This is a genomic window from Bradyrhizobium sp. ARR65 (genome assembly GCF_000472385.1).
Taxonomy (GTDB): Bacteria; Pseudomonadota; Alphaproteobacteria; order Rhizobiales; family Xanthobacteraceae; genus Bradyrhizobium.
In genome coordinates, this window is the sequence record NZ_AWZU01000025.1 from 1 (window position 1) to 15,889 (window position 15,889).

The 15,889-nt window shown below is 63.5% G+C and carries 17 protein-coding genes; 7 read left to right on the forward strand and 10 right to left on the reverse strand.

Annotated features, from left to right (window positions below; all coding sequences use genetic code 11):
• Window positions 1-259: 259 nt before the first annotated feature.
• The 4 genes from F758_RS44510 to F758_RS0124890 all read right to left on the reverse strand — a co-directional run bounded on the left by F758_RS44510 (window position 260) and on the right by F758_RS0124890 (window position 3,853).
• Complete coding sequence (locus F758_RS44510) at window positions 260-931, reverse strand: transposase (protein ID WP_245286585.1); 672 nt, start codon at window positions 929-931, stop codon at window positions 260-262.
• Entirely contained in the window at window positions 858-1,223 is a 366-nt protein-coding gene (locus F758_RS52035) for an IS110 family transposase (RefSeq protein ID WP_245286586.1), read from the reverse strand. Before F758_RS52035 ends, F758_RS44510 begins: the two co-directional genes overlap by 74 nt.
• A gap of 590 nt (window positions 1,224-1,813) precedes the next feature.
• On the reverse strand, window positions 1,814-2,599 hold the full coding sequence (locus tag F758_RS0124885; protein WP_024510420.1) for a 2-keto-4-pentenoate hydratase: 786 nt from the start codon (window positions 2,597-2,599) through the stop codon (window positions 1,814-1,816).
• A 210-nt stretch (window positions 2,600-2,809) separates the two neighbouring features.
• Window positions 2,810-3,853: an SDR family oxidoreductase gene (locus F758_RS0124890; protein ID WP_024510421.1), complete on the reverse strand. Its 1,044-nt coding sequence runs from the start codon at window positions 3,851-3,853 to the stop codon at window positions 2,810-2,812.
• Between the two features lie 89 nt (window positions 3,854-3,942).
• Here F758_RS0124890 and F758_RS44515 point away from each other — a divergent pair, with 89 nt between their 5' ends.
• Window positions 3,943-4,371, forward strand: coding sequence for a winged helix-turn-helix transcriptional regulator (locus F758_RS44515; protein ID WP_024510422.1), 429 nt, complete (start codon window positions 3,943-3,945; stop codon window positions 4,369-4,371).
• Window positions 4,372-4,484: 113 nt separating this feature from the next.
• On the opposite strand, the gene dksA is transcribed toward F758_RS44515, so the two are convergent.
• Both dksA and F758_RS0124905 read right to left on the reverse strand, forming a co-directional pair.
• The gene (gene dksA, locus F758_RS0124900) at window positions 4,485-4,850 is read right to left on the reverse strand and encodes an RNA polymerase-binding protein DksA (RefSeq protein ID WP_157450148.1); all 366 of its coding nucleotides are present in this window, start codon (window positions 4,848-4,850) and stop codon (window positions 4,485-4,487) included.
• A gap of 234 nt (window positions 4,851-5,084) precedes the next feature.
• Window positions 5,085-5,696 (reverse strand): NAD(P)-dependent oxidoreductase, encoded by a 612-nt coding sequence (locus F758_RS0124905; RefSeq protein ID WP_024510424.1) that lies wholly within the window; start codon window positions 5,694-5,696, stop codon window positions 5,085-5,087.
• Between the two features lie 197 nt (window positions 5,697-5,893).
• Here F758_RS0124905 and F758_RS0124910 point away from each other — a divergent pair, with 197 nt between their 5' ends.
• Window positions 5,894-6,268 (forward strand): winged helix-turn-helix transcriptional regulator, encoded by a 375-nt coding sequence (locus F758_RS0124910; RefSeq protein WP_024510425.1) that lies wholly within the window; start codon window positions 5,894-5,896, stop codon window positions 6,266-6,268.
• Between the two features lie 19 nt (window positions 6,269-6,287).
• Here F758_RS0124910 and F758_RS0124915 read toward each other — a convergent pair whose 3' ends face one another.
• Window positions 6,288-6,707: a flagellar assembly protein FliX gene (locus F758_RS0124915; RefSeq protein WP_024510426.1), complete on the reverse strand. Its 420-nt coding sequence runs from the start codon at window positions 6,705-6,707 to the stop codon at window positions 6,288-6,290.
• 266 nt (window positions 6,708-6,973) lie between these two features.
• On the opposite strand from F758_RS0124915, the gene F758_RS0124920 reads away from it, so the two are divergent.
• From F758_RS0124920 to F758_RS0124935, 4 genes are all read left to right on the forward strand, one after another.
• On the forward strand, window positions 6,974-8,098 hold the full coding sequence (locus F758_RS0124920) for a flagellar basal body P-ring protein FlgI (RefSeq protein ID WP_024510427.1): 1,125 nt from the start codon (window positions 6,974-6,976) through the stop codon (window positions 8,096-8,098).
• The gene (gene flgJ, locus F758_RS0124925; protein ID WP_024510428.1) at window positions 8,098-8,454 is read left to right on the forward strand and encodes a flagellar assembly peptidoglycan hydrolase FlgJ; all 357 of its coding nucleotides are present in this window, start codon (window positions 8,098-8,100) and stop codon (window positions 8,452-8,454) included. The genes F758_RS0124920 and flgJ overlap by 1 nt, the downstream gene beginning before the upstream one ends.
• A gap of 13 nt (window positions 8,455-8,467) precedes the next feature.
• Window positions 8,468-8,959: a hypothetical protein gene (locus tag F758_RS0124930; protein WP_024510429.1), complete on the forward strand. Its 492-nt coding sequence runs from the start codon at window positions 8,468-8,470 to the stop codon at window positions 8,957-8,959.
• A 199-nt stretch (window positions 8,960-9,158) separates the two neighbouring features.
• On the forward strand, window positions 9,159-9,527 hold the full coding sequence (locus F758_RS0124935) for a hypothetical protein (RefSeq protein ID WP_024510430.1): 369 nt from the start codon (window positions 9,159-9,161) through the stop codon (window positions 9,525-9,527).
• Window positions 9,528-9,758: 231 nt separating this feature from the next.
• Here F758_RS0124935 and flaF read toward each other — a convergent pair whose 3' ends face one another.
• The 3 genes from flaF to F758_RS0124950 form a co-directional block, all read right to left on the reverse strand.
• Entirely contained in the window at window positions 9,759-10,124 is a 366-nt protein-coding gene (gene flaF, locus F758_RS0124940; protein WP_024510431.1) for a flagellar biosynthesis regulator FlaF, read from the reverse strand.
• 248 nt (window positions 10,125-10,372) lie between these two features.
• The gene (locus tag F758_RS0124945) at window positions 10,373-12,616 is read right to left on the reverse strand and encodes a DUF1522 domain-containing protein (protein WP_024510432.1); all 2,244 of its coding nucleotides are present in this window, start codon (window positions 12,614-12,616) and stop codon (window positions 10,373-10,375) included.
• A 235-nt stretch (window positions 12,617-12,851) separates the two neighbouring features.
• Window positions 12,852-15,095, reverse strand: coding sequence for a DUF1522 domain-containing protein (locus F758_RS0124950; RefSeq protein WP_024510433.1), 2,244 nt, complete (start codon window positions 15,093-15,095; stop codon window positions 12,852-12,854).
• 316 nt (window positions 15,096-15,411) lie between these two features.
• Between F758_RS0124950 and flbT the strand changes: the two genes are divergently transcribed.
• The gene (flbT, locus tag F758_RS0124955) at window positions 15,412-15,837 is read left to right on the forward strand and encodes a flagellar biosynthesis repressor FlbT (RefSeq protein ID WP_024510434.1); all 426 of its coding nucleotides are present in this window, start codon (window positions 15,412-15,414) and stop codon (window positions 15,835-15,837) included.
• Window positions 15,838-15,889 lie beyond the last annotated feature (52 nt).

Consider the following 15,889-nt stretch of genomic DNA (forward strand, 5'->3'; position numbering starts at 1 on the left):
CGAAGTCGTGTGGTCCTGGCGCCCCGTGGCTGGCGCTAAGTTGGCGACGATGCATTCGCATCGCGCCGGCGACGGTGGCAATAAAGTCTGGTTCACCGGGGAGCAACTGTGTTGAAGTAGACCAGTGATCGGCCGGGCTCAAGGCTGGCGCTGGCGCGCCCCCGCCTTCGGCGGCTGACGGCCTTGACCCCGTCCGCTCACCGGTCTGTCGGCTTGGCATGCGCTCGGTCGCAGACCGAGCGCGATCAGATGCGCTCCCTCAGCTGAGCGCGTAGCGGCTGGGGTCCCATGTCTCGCCGCGGCTGATCATGATGTTGAGGATGACGATCAGCTTGCGCATGCAGGCGACGATAGCAACCTTCTCCAGCTTCCCCTTGGCGATCAGGCGATCATAGAAGGCCTTGAGCACCGGGTTGTGCCGGGTCGCAGCTCCCATGCAGGCCATATAGAACAGGTTGCGGACCCTGCGCCGTCCCCCTTTGATCTGGCGCTCGCCCTTGCGTTTGCCGCTGTCGTCGTCGTAAGGGGCCACGCCCAGCAGCGCGGCTGCGACCTCGTTGCTGACCTGGCCCAGTTCCGGCATCCCGGCGATGAGGCCGGCGGAGGTCCCCTTGCCAAGGCCCGGCACGCTCTCGATGATCTCGGCGAGCTCGACAAAATGCGCCGTCGCCTTGATCATCGCGGCGATCGCCGCGTCGAGTTTGGCAACTTCGAGGGTGATCTTCTTGAGCAGCTGCGCCTGCACTTTCTGCACGACGTCCGGCACCGAATGCTCACCCTGATTGGTCAGCTTGGTCTCGATCTCGAGCAGGCTCTGACGCGCATTCACGATCTGCATCAGCTTCTCGCGTTCGGCATCATGGGCCTGGCCGGGGGCGTCGCCGAATGTCTCTGCAAACCAGGCGATCGTGTCGGAAATCGATAGTGTCATTCTTGGCCAGTCGCCCCGCCGATTGGGCGAAGTGGCGGACCCGCTTGGGGTCGACGATACGGACCTCCACGCCCTTTTCACGCAGCGCCTTGGCCCATTCGCGCTCATAGCCGCCGCTTGCCTCCATCACAGCCTTGGTCACCTTGTGCTGGCGCAGCCAGGAGAGCAGCTGCCCTCGTCCCTGTGCCGTGCTTTCAAACATCCGCCGTTGCGACAACGCGCGAATGCACGCATCCACCTTGTCCTTGGCGACATCAATACCGGCGACAACCAGACCGTTTTGTGCCATCATCCAGCTCCCTTCCTTGCTTGGTTCGGGCTCAAAGCCCCTGCAACTGTTCGGGTTGAGGACGACACCGGATCTGTCCCACGCTCCCCGTCAGGCTCTATGCCTTTGAGCGCGAACGGGCTCAGATCCAGCGACGGGCGGTTGCTCCGAACCGGCCCGTTCGCACATTCTGGCAGATTTTGCAGACACAAGAGCGCGAAGTAAGCCGTAAACCACTCGCGCAGGGAGGGCCGGTTGATTCCGCCTTCACCTGTGGTCTTCGCGCTTTCGCGCAACCTTTTTGCGCGAGGGCTCACGGGTGCCTGGCGGGCATCCGGTCTTCCCTGCGCCCTCTATTCTCTGGAGGGACGAACTTCGAGCATAGCTCGGGCGCGATGCGCCGCGGGGATGCGGAGGTGTGTCTTGGCGGCTTTTTGAAAATTGAATCTGGATTTGTGGCGTTCGATGCGTCGGCGAGTCCCGACGGCCTCGCCCCGCTTGTGGGGAGAGGCGATCGCGAAGCGGCGGGTGAGGGGGAATCTCCACCAGTCTGACTCGTGGAGACTCCTCCTCACCCTGCCCTCTCCCCGCACACGCAAGAGGGAAAGCAGACCTCACGCGAACTCCGCCTCAACCTTCCCCAACCCCGCCAGCTCCATCACCACGCGATCGCCGGGGTTGAGCCAGACGGTCCTGATCAGGCTTCCCGTCAGCACGATCTGGCCCTTGTGCAGGCTCTTGCCTTCGGCGGCCAGATGATTGGCGAGCCAGGCGAGTGCGTTGTGGGGATGGCCGAGCACGTCGGCGCCCCTGCCCGATCCCGCCTCCGCGCCGTTGATCAGCGCACGCCCCGCCACCTCGCGCACGTCGGGCGCCGCGTAGCGGCCGACCGGCTCGCCCAGCACGCAGGCCGCGGCAAAGAAATCGTCCGCAACCAGCGTCGGCGCGCCCAGCGTCTCCCACTGCTCATAGCGGTCGTCGACGATCTCGATCGCGGGCATGTAGGCCTCGATCGCTTCCCCCACCCATTCGGCCGTGAACGGCGCCTCGCCGGCGGAAAGATCCCGCGAAAGCTCCACCGCGATCTCGCATTCGACGCCAACGTGCACGAAATCGGAGGCCGCAAGCTTCACCCCGCTCCGATGCACGCCGCGCTCGAACACGCCGCCGCCGCATGGATGCGGAACATTGAGATATTCCTGCATCACACTGGAAGTGCAGCCGATCTTGTAGCCGACCAGCGCCCCGCTCTCGGGCAGCAGGAGATCATGCACCGCGCGCTGTACCTGATAACCCTCCGCCTCGTCGCGCGGCGCGATCTTGGCGGGGAGCGGCTTCAGCTTCTCACGCGCGCGGCGCGCGCCGGCGATCACCTTCGCGGCTTCGACGACCCTGTCCATCGCGCTTCCCTCCCACCTCACGTGCTTGCGCGTGCTCGACAGCATGATCCGGCAAAATGGGCAGCGGTTTGGCATCGCGACAGATCGCGAAGCGCGGAGATCATGCGAACCACGACACTTGAGCGGGATGATGTTCGACGGACCATCAGCCCACTCGCGCGCCAGTTGAGCACCCCGCCCCGCGCGTGGCAAGCGCGCAGGCGGGCGCGCTTACGGCTTGACGAGACCGAGCCGGATCAGGCTCTCTGCAGTGTCGACGATCATCTCCTCGTTGCCGCGCGGGTTAAAGCCGAGCAGCCGCCGCGCCTTGTCGCCGCTGACGCGCCTGACCTTGCCGAGCAGCGGCAGGCTCGCCCGCGCCATCGGGTTGCGCAGCGCGGCGAGCCGGATCAGCCAATCCGGCGCCTGCAATCGCGGCACCCGGCGCGCGGCACGACCGAGGCGCGCCCGCAACACCCGGGCGATCTGAAGGATCGACATGGTCTCGCCGGCCACCGCAATGAACCGCTCGCCCCTGGCAGCCAGGCTCGTCATGGCTGCCAGGTGCAGCTCGGCGACGTCGCGCACGTCGACCAGGCCGAAATAGATGCGCGGGGTCAGCGGCATCGCGCCATCAAGCAAGGCCTTGATGATGTCGATCGAGCCGGAAAAATCGCGCCCCAGCACGGGGCCGAAGACGGCTGTGGGATTGATGACGGAGAGCTCGAGCCCGCCACCTTCGCGGGCGATAAAATCCCAGGCCGCGCGCTCGGCGAGCGTCTTGGATTTGACGTAAGGCTGCCCGTCGACGGCCTCGAGATTGGTCCGGTCGGTCTCGTCGAACGGTGTCTCGCGGAAGGGGTGGCCGTAGGCGATCGCCGCGCCGGAGGAGGTGAGGACGACGCGCTTCACGGAAGCCTCGCGCGCGGCGCGCAGCACGCGCAGCGTTCCCTCTCGCGCCGGCACGATCAAATCGTTCTCGTCCTCGGGCACGTAGGTCAGGAGCGGCGAAGCCACATGAAGGACATAGTCGCAACCCTCGGCCGCCTCGCGCCAGCCGGCATCCTCGGTGAGGTCGGCGGTGAAGAAGGAAAGCCGGTCGGGTGGCTCGACGCCGCCGTTTTCGATACCGCCCTGGCGCAGCATGGCGCGCACATCGCTCTCGCGCTCCGGCCGGCGCACGGTGGTGCGCACCGTGTGCCCCGCCTCCAGCGCCTTTGCGATCGTATGCACGCCGACAAAGCCGGACCCTCCCGTCACCAAAACCGTGCTCATCGTCGAAATCTCTCCCTCGAAACCGCCGCAGCATCGGGCGGACCTGCACAGCGCGCATCTGGGCACCTATGTAAAGCGCGGCAAGTAGGATGAAATTCCGGACCAGTATGGAAAAGATGACCAGCATGGCCTGCGAGACCAGCGAGGGCGACTGCGCAAGCGATCCTCAACTGCTGCTTCACTTCAAGCGCGCGCTTCATGCCCTTGGCGGTAAATGGAAACTCGAAATCCTGTTCGCGCTGATGAATGGCGCCGTGCGGTTCGGTGCCCTGCGACGCGCGGTTTCCGGCATCAGCCGGCATATGCTGACCGCGCGCCTGCGCGAGCTCGAGCAGGACGGCCTCGTCTCGCGCACCGCCTTCGCCGAGAAAACGCTGCGCGTCGAATATCAATTGACCGACGCCGCCTACGCGTTGCTGCCGGCCTTCAAGGAATTGTTGAGCTGGTGGCAGGCGTACGGCGGAGGCGCGCGCAATGCACCGGGCGAGTCAAACGTCGCCGCAGCGGTCTCGACTTGAGATTGTTTTCGAAGGAAAAAGTGGCCGCCGCCCAGCCTCGACTAAAATGTGACGTGACCAATGCCCGTCGGCCGGCGGTCGGCCGGCAACCGGAGCTTCAGGGAACGAGCGCCCTACTCGTCCCGGTAAACCTTCTCGCGCTTCTCGTGGCGCTCCTGCGCTTCCACCGACAGCGTTGCGATCGGGCGGGCTTCGAGCCGCTTCAGCGAGATCGGCTCGCCGGTCTCTTCGCAATAGCCGTAAGTGTTGTCCTCGATACGCTGCAGCGCGGCGTCGATCTTGGAGATCAGCTTGCGCTGGCGGTCGCGGGCGCGGAGTTCGATGGCACGGTCGGTTTCGGAAGAGGCACGGTCGGCGAGATCGGGGTGGTTGACGTTCTCCTCCTGCAGCGCCTGCAGGGTCAACTTCGATTCCTTCAGGATCTCGTCTTTCCAGGCCAGCAGCTTGGCACGAAAATACTCGCGCTGCCGCTCGTTCATGAAAGGCTCTTTTTCGGAAGGTCTGTAGTTTTTAAACTTTTCCAAGGCCAGCCCATCTTCTACCTGCAGGCGCCGCGCCTTTGCGGCGCCGCGCGAGGGGAGGGTTCCTCTCGCGAGCGGCCTTATATAGCGGCGCCATGTGACAGACAATCTTTCCGTGACAGCCGGCCGCCCTGCCCCAAGCCCTTGCACAGGCAAATCTATCCGGCCCGGCGGGCCGGCCGCCCGGGGGCGTCAATACCCTACCGTAAAGCGCTTGCGGATGTGGGCCGGACGCTCGATTTCGTCGGCCATGGCGACCGCAAAGTCCTCGAACGTGATCCAGCTTCTTCCGGCCGAATCGGTCAGGAGCTGGTCCGTTCCGAGCCGGAACTTGCCGGTGCGCTCGCCCGGAATGAACAGGGCCGAGGGCGAGAGGAACGTCCAGTTCAGTTCCTTCTCCTGCAGCAGCCGGTCAAGAAACGCTGCCCCCTTCTCCGCCTCGGCCTTGTATTCCGCGGGAAACGTCGCCGTCGTGACCAGCCGGACACCCGGGGCCACTTCGAGCGAGCCGGCACCCCCGACCACGAGATAACGCGGAACGCGCGCATCCTCTGCCGCCCCGATCAGGGCTTCCGGATCGCTGGCGAGGAAGTGAATGGAACTCACAGCCGCGTCATGGCCGGCCCACAGCTTGGCGAGCTCTGCCCGGTTAAGGGCGTCACCCTTGACCGCAGTCACATTGGGCAGTTTTGCGATCCTGTCCGGATTGCGGGCAATCCCGGTCACGCTATGGCCACGGCGCGCGAGCTCGGCGGTAATGCAGGATCCGGCCCTTCCCGAGGCACCGGCAATGGCGATTTTCATCAGAGGGACTCCTTTGCGGCTTTCAGCTGGCATGAGGTAACCAATGGCGACTAGATAGCGCAAAGGATACAAGTGTTAAGAACGCACCTTGGGATCACCTGGTAACGTGCGAGTAACTCGCCCGGTCGACTTGCCGAAGCGGCTCGTCCAGGGCGCTAGCCGGCGTCTTTCCGAAATCATCGTCAGAGTATTCCGCTATGAAAACCCCCAATGCCTATTCGGCCGCCTGCCCGACCCGCCAGATTCTCGATCGTGTCGGCGACAAATGGGCGGTGCTGATCCTGCTGCTCCTCCGCGAGGAGCCCTTGCGCTTCAATCAGTTGCGCCGCGCGATTGAAGGCATCTCGCAGAAGATGCTCTCCCAGGTTCTCAAGAGTCTGGAGCGCGACGGCCTGGTGAAGCGTCGCGCCATCGCAACCGTACCTGTGACGGTCGAATACTCCATTACGCCGCTCGGAAGGACGCTGGCAGCCGCGATCGATCCCTTGCGAGATTGGGCGGAACGAAATCTGAAGGAGGTGCTGGCGGCGCAGCGCCGTTACGATGCGCAGCACCACGCGAACGCGGCGTGACGAGGTCGGAACTGTCCGGTCAGTGCTGGCTCGCCTTGGCGAGTTCGACTTCGACCCGCAGTTCGATCTCGGACAGCACCGCGTCGAGTCCGGGATCGCCGGACGAGGATTTCAAGCTGGTGGCGGCGTCGCGCAGGCGGCCCACCATTGACTGATCGAGATTGCCGGAGAGCAGGCGGAGCTTGAGGTCGTCGAGCACCTCGAGTGCGCCCTTGCCGCGCTGGACCGAGCGCTTGCGCCGTTCGACCGGATCTTCCTCGATACCTTGCAGCGCAAGCAGGACATCGATGCCCGTCGTGGTGCGCGGTGCGACGGGTGCGCGCGTCTCCTGCGCCGTAGCCGTCTCGTCCTCGGGAAGCACAAAGCCGCCGGAGGACGTCTTGCGTGCCGTTGACGCAGGCGTGCCGAGCGTCGTGCCGTTCGGTCCATAAACGCGCATGGTCTGCCCCCTGTGATCGCAGGCAGAGTTTCGCCGATTTATGGTTAAGGGTGCGTAAACAGCCCGGCAAATTCTGCCGGGAGGCGGCAGTTTCACGCCAGATGGCAAACGCCGGCTTGCAGTGGTCCGGCGAAAATCCAGTCGAAATTTCAATCAAATAGCCGCCAGCCAGACTGTGGCACGCCGCTCGCATTGGTAGGGAGCGGACCGCAACGCTATGGGAGTGGCGAAGCGATCCGGCAGTTAAGTTCGAGGGGAGCATCAGGATGCAAAGCGTCCGTCGGATACGATTCTTTCGGCTGGCCTGTGCCGCGCTATCGGCGCTGCTGCTGTCGGCCGAAGCGTGCCATGCCACGTCGCGGATCAAGGATCTCGCGAATATCGAGGGCGTGCGGCAGAACCAACTGATCGGCTACGGCCTCGTCGTCGGCCTCAACGGCACTGGCGATACGCTGAACAACATCCCCTTCACCAAGCAGTCGCTGCAGGCGATGCTCGAGCGGATGGGCGTCAACATCCGCGGGCAGACGATCCGCACCGGCAACGTCGCCGCCGTGATGGTGACCGGCAACCTGCCGCCTTTCGCCACGCAAGGCACGCGCATGGACGTGACCGTCTCCGCGCTCGGCGACGCAAAAAACCTGCAAGGCGGCACGCTGCTCGTCACGCCCCTCCTCGGCGCCGACGGCAACGTCTACGCGGTAGCGCAGGGCTCGCTCGCCATCTCCGGCTTCCAGGCTGAAGGTGAAGCAGCAAAGATCGTGCGCGGCGTGCCGACGGTGGGGCGCATTGCCAATGGCGCGATCATCGAGCGCGAGATCGAGTTTGCGCTGAACCGCCTGCCCAATGTGCGGCTGGCATTGCGCAACGCCGATTTCACCACGGCGAAACGCATAGCGGCCGCAGTCAACGACTTCCTCGGCGTCAAATGCGCCGAACCGATCGATCCCTCAACCGTGGAGCTGTCGATCCCGCAGGAATTCAAGGGCAATGTCGTGGCGCTCCTGACCGAGATCGAGCAGTTGCAGGTCGATCCCGACCTCGCCGCCAAAATCATCATCGACGAGCGTTCCGGCATCATCGTGATGGGCCGCGACGTCCGCGTGAACACGGTCGCGGTGGCACAAGGCAACCTCACCGTCACCATTTCCGAAAGCCCGCAGGTGAGCCAGCCCAATCCGCTCTCGCGCGGCCGGACTGTGGTGACGCCGCGCACCAATATCGGGGTGTCCGAGGACGGCAAGAAATTCGCGGTCGTGAAAGACGGTGTCTCGCTGCAGCAGCTCGTCGACGGCCTCAATGGGCTCGGTATCGGGCCGCGCGATCTGATCGGCATCCTGCAGGCGATCAAGGCCGCGGGCGCGATTCAGGCCGACATCGAGGTGATGTGATGCAGGCAAGGACCATCACCCCCTCGCCCGCCGCCGGCAATTTCACCGCCCCCGTGCTCAACAGCCGGCCGGACTTCGAGTTCGCAGCCGCCCTCATGAAAGTCTCGCCGCAGGCCCAGGCCAAAGCCAAGGTCACCGCCACGGATTTCGAGGCGATGTTCCTCAACTCCATGTTCGCGGAGATGACGAACGGGCTGAAGGGCGAAGGCCCGTTCGGCGACACGGTAGGCACCGGCGTCTGGCGTTCGATGCTGACCGAGCAATATTCACAATCCTTCGCCCGGGCCGGCGGCGTCGGCATCGCCAGCGAAGTCTATCGAACGCTGATCCTGCAGCAGGCAAAGCGCACGAGCTGACGGGAATTTTCAGATGAACGCACAAGCCCAGCCCAAGCAAACGCCTTCCACTTACGTAGCCGCCGCGACGGCCGAGGAGGCGCGCAAGCTCGCGGACGAGTTGATGGACGTCATGAGCGCGCTGCTCGGGGTGATCGAACGGGAGACCGAACTCGTTCGCGCCGGCCAGCTACATCAGGCCATGGCATTCGGAAACCAGAAATCGGAATTGTCCCGCCGTTATGTCACCACTGTCGGTAATCTCAAGGCGAGCCAAAAATTCATGTCGCGCTCGGCGCCTGATCTGCTGAAGACGCTTCACCGCCATCACGACACTTTTCGCGCAATGCTGCAGGTCAATCTCACGGTACTTGCGACCGCCCATGCGGTTTCCGAAAACGTCGTGCGCGGCGTCAATGCCGAGATGCAGCGTCGCAACATTCCGAACACCTACACCGCCCAGGGGCGGCGCACCGCACCCGGGCCGCGCCACACCACCCCGCTGTCGGTCAGCCGCTCGCTGTGACGCCGCTTCGGGCCTGCCGCCTCAAAACGGCAGGCGTCGGCCCTTTACCAACAATTCATCTAAAACTGATCTGCGGCGGACAGCCGCGCGTTCACCATATTCCCTAACAGAACGTTGATAGGTCCCGGCCATATTGCATGACGGGACTGGTTGGAATTGTATTGGTTTCTAAAGGGGTACACGGCACCAGGAGGGTGCAATGAGCACGGATTTCAGCATCAGGCCGGCGGGTGCGCCGGTCCCATCGCCGGTTGTGCAGCCTCAGAGCCAGGCGGCCAGCGAGGCGGTTGCAACCCAATTGCCGGCGAGCCAGACCGTCACCGCCGCCGACGCCAGCGCCAACGTTCAAAATGACCCACAGAGCCCGGGCTTTCCAGACGTGACGCATCAGGCCTATTTCGACCGCGCGGCCGCCTCGATGGTTTATCAAGTCGTAAAGCGCGACACTGACCAGGTCGTCGAGCAATATCCCGACGAGACGGTGCTGCGCCGTCGCGCCTATTTCCACGCTCTCGACATGGCGAAGGATCCGCCGCCGCGCGTCATTCCCACCGATCTCTCGGCCTAAGAACTGGCGAGCCAATCGGGAGCACGCACGCCCAACCCGCGACGTCATTGCGAGCGCAAGCGAAGCAATCCAGACTTTCTCCGCGGATACAGTCTGTATCGCTTCGTCGCTGGAGCCGTCATCGGTCCGCCCTTCGCGCGGACGTTTGGCTCCTCGCAATGGCCGGCCTGCGCCCACCGCTGCAAGATGATTGGCAACTGAACCAGCCTTCTGATCACGAAGGCTGCGATGTCAGGCGCGGCCCGAAAGCCCTGCCGCGATATTGCAGTTGATCTCGATCAGCGACTTCAGCTTCGCGGGATCGGGATTCATCTGCATGTCGAGCGTCTGCTTCATCACAAACACGCCGATGTTGGCGATGTTCTGGCGAACCTCGACGGAATTCGGATTATCGGCGGACGTCGCCGCGCTCATGAAGATCGTCCACAGTTGACGATTGAACATCAGCGCCTTGTGCATGGTCTTGTCGGGTCCGGCCCAGTTCGCCTGAACTTCCTGTAGCTGCCTGGCCGCCTTTAGCAGAGCCTGCGCCTCGATCTCTCTTGGTGGAGCCGTCGTTTGCGACGTGCGAGCGTAGGCTTGAGCAGCATTGGACATTCACAACCCCAGAACTTATGCTTAAATCGCGATGAAACTGCCTCGTTTGTGTACTTGGTCGCTTTTAAAATATGGTTAGCGGCCATTTCCGTAGATGTACTGGCGAAGCGTGCGCGCAGATTTTTTGAATCAATAGCGAGCCGTCGCGCAAAAGCCGCGCGACACAACGATCTGGGCACTACAACACGCAAAGCAAAAAACGGCGGGTCGGCCCGCCGTTTGGTTTGCGTCTCTTGCGTAGCGCGATATCAGCGCAAGAGCTGCAGTACGCTCTGCTGCGACTGATTGGCGAGCGCGAGCGCCGAGACTGCGATCGATTGACGGGTCGACAGCGCCTGGCTGTTGGCCGCCTCTTCGTTGGTATCGGCGAGCGTCAGGTTGGACGAACCGGTCTGTAGCACGTTGATCAGGTTCTTCGAGAAATCCTGGCGGATTTCGACGATCGACAAGTTCGATCCGAGCGCGGAGGCTTCCGACCGCAGCGAGCTCGAAGCAGCATTCAAGCTCGTCAACACCCTGTTGGTTGCGCCGTTGTCGATGAAGTCGACACCGCTGACCAAGTTGCTGAGTCCAAGGCCCGCCGCGTTGAAGGTCACGCCATTGATGCTGAGCGTGGAGCGTCCGGTCTCGTTGAAGACCAGCTTCAACGTATCGCCGTTGAGGAGGTTGATGCCGTTGAACGAAGAGTCCTGCGCCGTCGCGTCGATCTGCTTCAGGATGTTGTTGTACTGGTTGACGAGGCTCGCACGCGCCGTCTGCGCGACGGGGTCCTGCACCGGCGGCTGCGGAGTCGTGAAGGTGATGGAGCTCGTGATCGAGCCACCGATCACGCCACCAGCCAGCGAAGAACCGAGCGTCGAAGACGCGTAGTCGTTCGAGACGGTGATCGTGAGCACGCCATTGGCATCGACAGTCGCCGTCAGATTGTTGGCCTGCAGCGCATGATTGAGCTGGTCCAGCGTCTTGACCGTGCCGTTGGTGCCGTCGCCGAAGGTGACATTGACAGGCGTGCCGCCATTGAACGAGGTGATGGTCAAGGTCTTGCCATTGATGCCGCCGACGCCCGACTGGCGCGCGGCGGTGAAGGCGGTCGCAGTACCGGTATTGCCGGCGAGGCCGAGCACGTTGAACGCATTGCCGGTCCCGGTGATCGCGAGGTCGGCATTGACTCCGGTCGAAATCTTGAGCTGACCGCTGGGGCTGACCGATGAAGCGGTCTGGCCGGCCGCGGTGGCTACGGAGGCAGCACCGTTGGTGATGGTCGCCGTCTGCACGCCTGTGGCGAGGTCGATCGCCTTCAGCACGTCCGCGACGGTGCCAGCCTGCAGATAGACGGTCGAGTTGCCGTTGCCGTCGGTGACGATGTTGCCGTAGACGCCAGAGCCGGTGGGGACGGCCGTGGAGGCAGGTGTGGGCGCATTCTTGAAGGTGACGATCTTGCCGTCGACGTTCAGTGTCGATCCGTCCTGGATCAGCGAACCGAGCGTGGTGCCGCTGGTGATGCGGGCCGCCGTGATCGTTGCATTGCCGCCGCCCGTCGCGGTGGTCAGGCCCAGCTTGTTGAGCGTGTCCGCCTTGCCCACGATGCTCAGATCGGCGCCCGTCGAGCTCTTCAGCACCAGACCGCCGGTACCATTGACACTGGAGGCAGTCTGGCCGCTGTTCAGCGTCAAGGTGCCGGAAACGTTGCTCTGCACGCCGCTCGCAATGTCGACGGCGGTCAGGACGTCGCCGATAGAGGCCTTGGCGCCTGTCGATCCGAGGAAGATCTGGGCGTTGCCGTTGGCGTCGGTGTAGACGTTGCCGGTCGTTTTGCCGGCAATCGCAGCCACCTGGGTAAAGCCCGCCGGAGCGGTGGTCGGAGCGTCACCCGTTTCGAAGGTGATGGTGTGGCCGTTCACGGTGATGGTATCGCCCGCGGCAACACCGGCGTTGGCATCGCCGGCCGCGGTACCGTTCAGCAGACTGGCCGCGGTGGTGGCAGCGTTGATGTTGGTACCCGTGACCGAACCCGCCGCAGCGCCCAGCGTCGAGGCTCCGGTCGCCGCAGTCGTGCCACCGGCCGCGCCCGAATAGAGCACGTTGCTATTCGCGATCGCGCTCGCATAGCTCGTGGTGCCGCGCAGGTCGGCCGGCGTCGCGCCGGGAATTGTCGCCTGGACATTGGATTTGACGGAATAGCCGACGGTGGTCTGCAGCGCCTGGGTGGCAATCGACTTCGCGGCATCGATCTGCTTCTGCAGCGCGGTGATGCCGGTATTGGCGGTCTGCAGCACCTGCACACCGTTATTGATGCCGTCGAGCAGGTTGCTGATATCGCTGGCGCGGTTGTCGAGCGACTGGGCGGTGAAGAAGTTGGTCGGGTTGTCGAGGGCCGTGTTGACTTTCTTACCCGTCGCAAGGCGTTCCTGCGTCTGGGCCAGCAGGTTGGCGGTCGACTGCAGCGAAAGCAGGTTCTGGCGGACTGCAGCCGAGAGAACGATGTCGGACATTGGCGATCTTCCTGTTAATGCACAAACAATTCGATCGGCCCTCGCCGATCTGGTGGACTGCCTTGTGCGGAGTTTTAGGGCCTGTCCTTTAAATTAAGGTTAATGGGCGCTTAAGCAGGACGGTAAACCGGCGGTTAATGCCGGCATCCCAGGACTACCCCCTTTCGATGGCCAAAACAAAAGCGGCGGGGCCGAAGCCCCGCCGCCATGATTGTCTGTAGCTTTCTTGTCGAAATCAGCGCAGGAGCTGCAACACGCTCTGCTGCGACTGGTTGGCCAGCGAGAGCGCGGAGACCGCGATCGACTGACGGGTTGACAGCGCCTGGCTGTTGGCCGCTTCCTCGTTGGTATCGGCCAGCGTCAGGTTGGACGAACCGGTCTGCAGCACGTTGATCAGGTTCTTGTTGAAGTCCTGACGAATCTGCACGACCGACAGGTTCGAACCGAGCGCGGAAGCTTCCGAGCGCAGCGTGCTCGAAGCCGTGTTCAGGTTGGTCAGCACCTTGTTGGTGGCGGCGTTGTCAATGAAGTCGACGCCGTTCACGAGATTGCTGAGACCAAGACCCGCCGCGTTGAAGGTCACGCCGGTGATGTTCAGGCTCGACTTGCCGGTTTCGTCGAACACCAGCTTGAGCTGATCGCCGTTGAGCAGGTTGACGCCGTTGAACGAAGCGTCGAGTGCCGTGGTGGTGATCTGCGTCAGGATGTTGTTGTACTGCGAAACCAGGCTCGCGCGCGCCGTCTGCGCAACCGGATCAGAAACCGGTGCCGAAGCCGTCGACCAGGTCAGCGCACTGGTGATGGTGCCGCCGATCGCGCCGCCGGAGGCAACCGAGCCGAGCGTCGAGGACGCGTAGTCGTTGCTGGCGGAGATCGTCAGCAGGCCGTTGGCGTCGATCGTCGCGGACAGGTTGTTGGCCTGCAGCGCCTGGTTGAGCTGATCCAGGGTCTTGACCGTGCCGTTGGTGCCATCGCCGAAGGTGACGTTGACCGCCGTGCCGTTGTTGAAGGAGCTGAAGGTCAAGGTCTTGCCGCTGATGCCACCCACACCAGAGGTGCGTGCAGCGGTAAACGCCGTCGCAGTGCCGGTGTTGCCGGCAAAGCCGAACACCGAGAGCGCATTGCCGGTGCCGGTGATCGACAGGTCGGCATTCACGCCGGTGGAGATCTTGAGCTGACCGCTGGCGTTGATCGACGAGGCGGTCTGGCCGGATGCCGTGGTCACGGAGGCCGCACCGTTGGTGATGGTCGCGGTCTGCACGCCGGTGGCGAGGTCGATCGCCTTCAGCAGGTCATTGACAGTGCCAGCCTGCAGATAGACGGTTGAGTTGCCTTTGCCGTCGGTGACGACGTTGCCGCTGACGCCGGAGCCGGTGGGGACGGCCGTGGACGCGGGGGTCGGCGCATTCTTGAAGGTGATGACCTTGCCGTCGACGTTCAGCGTCGACCCGTCCTGGACCAGCGCACCGAGAGAACCACCGCCGGTGAGGCGGGCTGCGGTGATCGTTGCACTGCCTCCGCCCGTCGCGGTGGTCAGGCCCAGCTTGTTGAGCGTATCCGCCTTGGCCGTGATGCTCAGATCGGCGCCCGTCGAGCTCTTCAGCACCAAGCCGCCGGTGCCGTTGACGCTGGAGGCGGTCTGGCCGCTGTTCAGCGTCAAGGTGCCCGAAACGTTGCTCTGCACGCCGCTCGCAATGTCGACGGCGGTCAGGACGTCGCCGATCGAAGCCTTTGCGCCGGTCGATCCGAGGAAGATCTGGGCGTTGCCGTTGGCGTCGGTGTAGACGTTGCCGGTCGTTTTGCCGGCAATCGCAGTCACCTGGGTAAAGCCCGCCGGAGCGGTGGTCGGAGCGTCGCCCGACTCGAAAGTGATCGTGTGGCCGTTCACGGTGATGGTATCGCCCGCGGCAACACCGGCGTTGGCATCGCCGGCCGCGGTACCGTTCAGCAGGCTCGTCGCGGTGGTGGCAGCGTTGATGTTGGTACCCGTATCCGTACCTATCGCGGCGCCCAGCGTCGAGGATCCGGTCGCAGCCGTCGTGCCGCCAGCGGCGCCGGCGTACAGCACGTTGCTGCTCGCGACCGCGCTGGCAAACGTGGTGGTGCCACGCAGGTCGGAAGCCGTTGCGCCCGCGATCGTCGTCGAGACGTTCGACTTCGTGGAATAGCCGACGGTGGTCTGGAGCGCCTGGTTCGCGATCGACTTCGCGGAGTCGATCAGCTTCTGCAGCGCGGTGATGCCGGCGTTGGCTTGCTGCAGGACCTGCACACCGTTGCCGATGCTGTCGAGCAGGTTGTTGATGTCGCTGGCGCGGTTGTCGAGCGACTGGGCGGTGAAGAAGTTGGTCGGGTTATCGAGAGCGGAGTTGACCTTCTTACCCGTGGCCAAACGGTTTTGCGTGGTAGCGAGCAGGTCAGCGGTGGACTGGAGAGAGAGGAGGTTCTGGCGAACCGATGCCGAGAGAACAATTCCGGACATTGTGATGATACCTTTCTGGTAACAAACAAACCCCGACCCTTATTGATCGAGGCGCCCGGGGACGGTGCAGCCAAGCTCTCTAACAAAACGTGAAATGGAATCGCGCCTCCATCCTTACTGCTGCTCGCGTCGGCGTCCGGGGCGGCCTTTCCCCGTTCTCATCCGATCGAGCTTCACGCTGATATGATTGGGTTTTTGCGGCCGACCGACCGCCGTTTACCCGCCGTTAACCATAATCGGCAACGATCCGCCTGATTTTGCACCCGCAGCCGTTACGCTGCGACAAGCTCGTTCGAGAAGCGCACGGAGAACAGGCATGGCCCTGAAGGTTGAGCTGAAGCCGCACGAGCGGATCATCGTCGGATCCTGCGTCATCACCAACACGGACCAGCGCGCCCGATTGTTGATCGACGGCGAGAATGTTCCGATCCTTCGCGAAAAGGACATCATGACGCCCGAGGCCGCCGATACGGCGGCCAAGCTGGTCTATCTCGCGGTGCAGTTGATGTACATCTCGCCGGATCCGCAGAACAATCACGGCACCTATTTCAACCTGGTGCGCGAGATCGTCACCGCCGTGCCGAGCGCCTGGCCGATCATCGAGGAAATCAACAACAACATCCTGAGCGGCGATCTCTACCGGGCGCTCAAGGAAGCCCGCAAGCTCATTGCCTATGAGAAGCAGCTTCGGGATCTGCACGAAGCCAGCCAGAAACTGCGCGACGTCGATACGGCCGCTTGAGGCGGTCGCGCTTTTTCAATTCCGACCGTCATTGCGAGGAATGAAAGCGGCG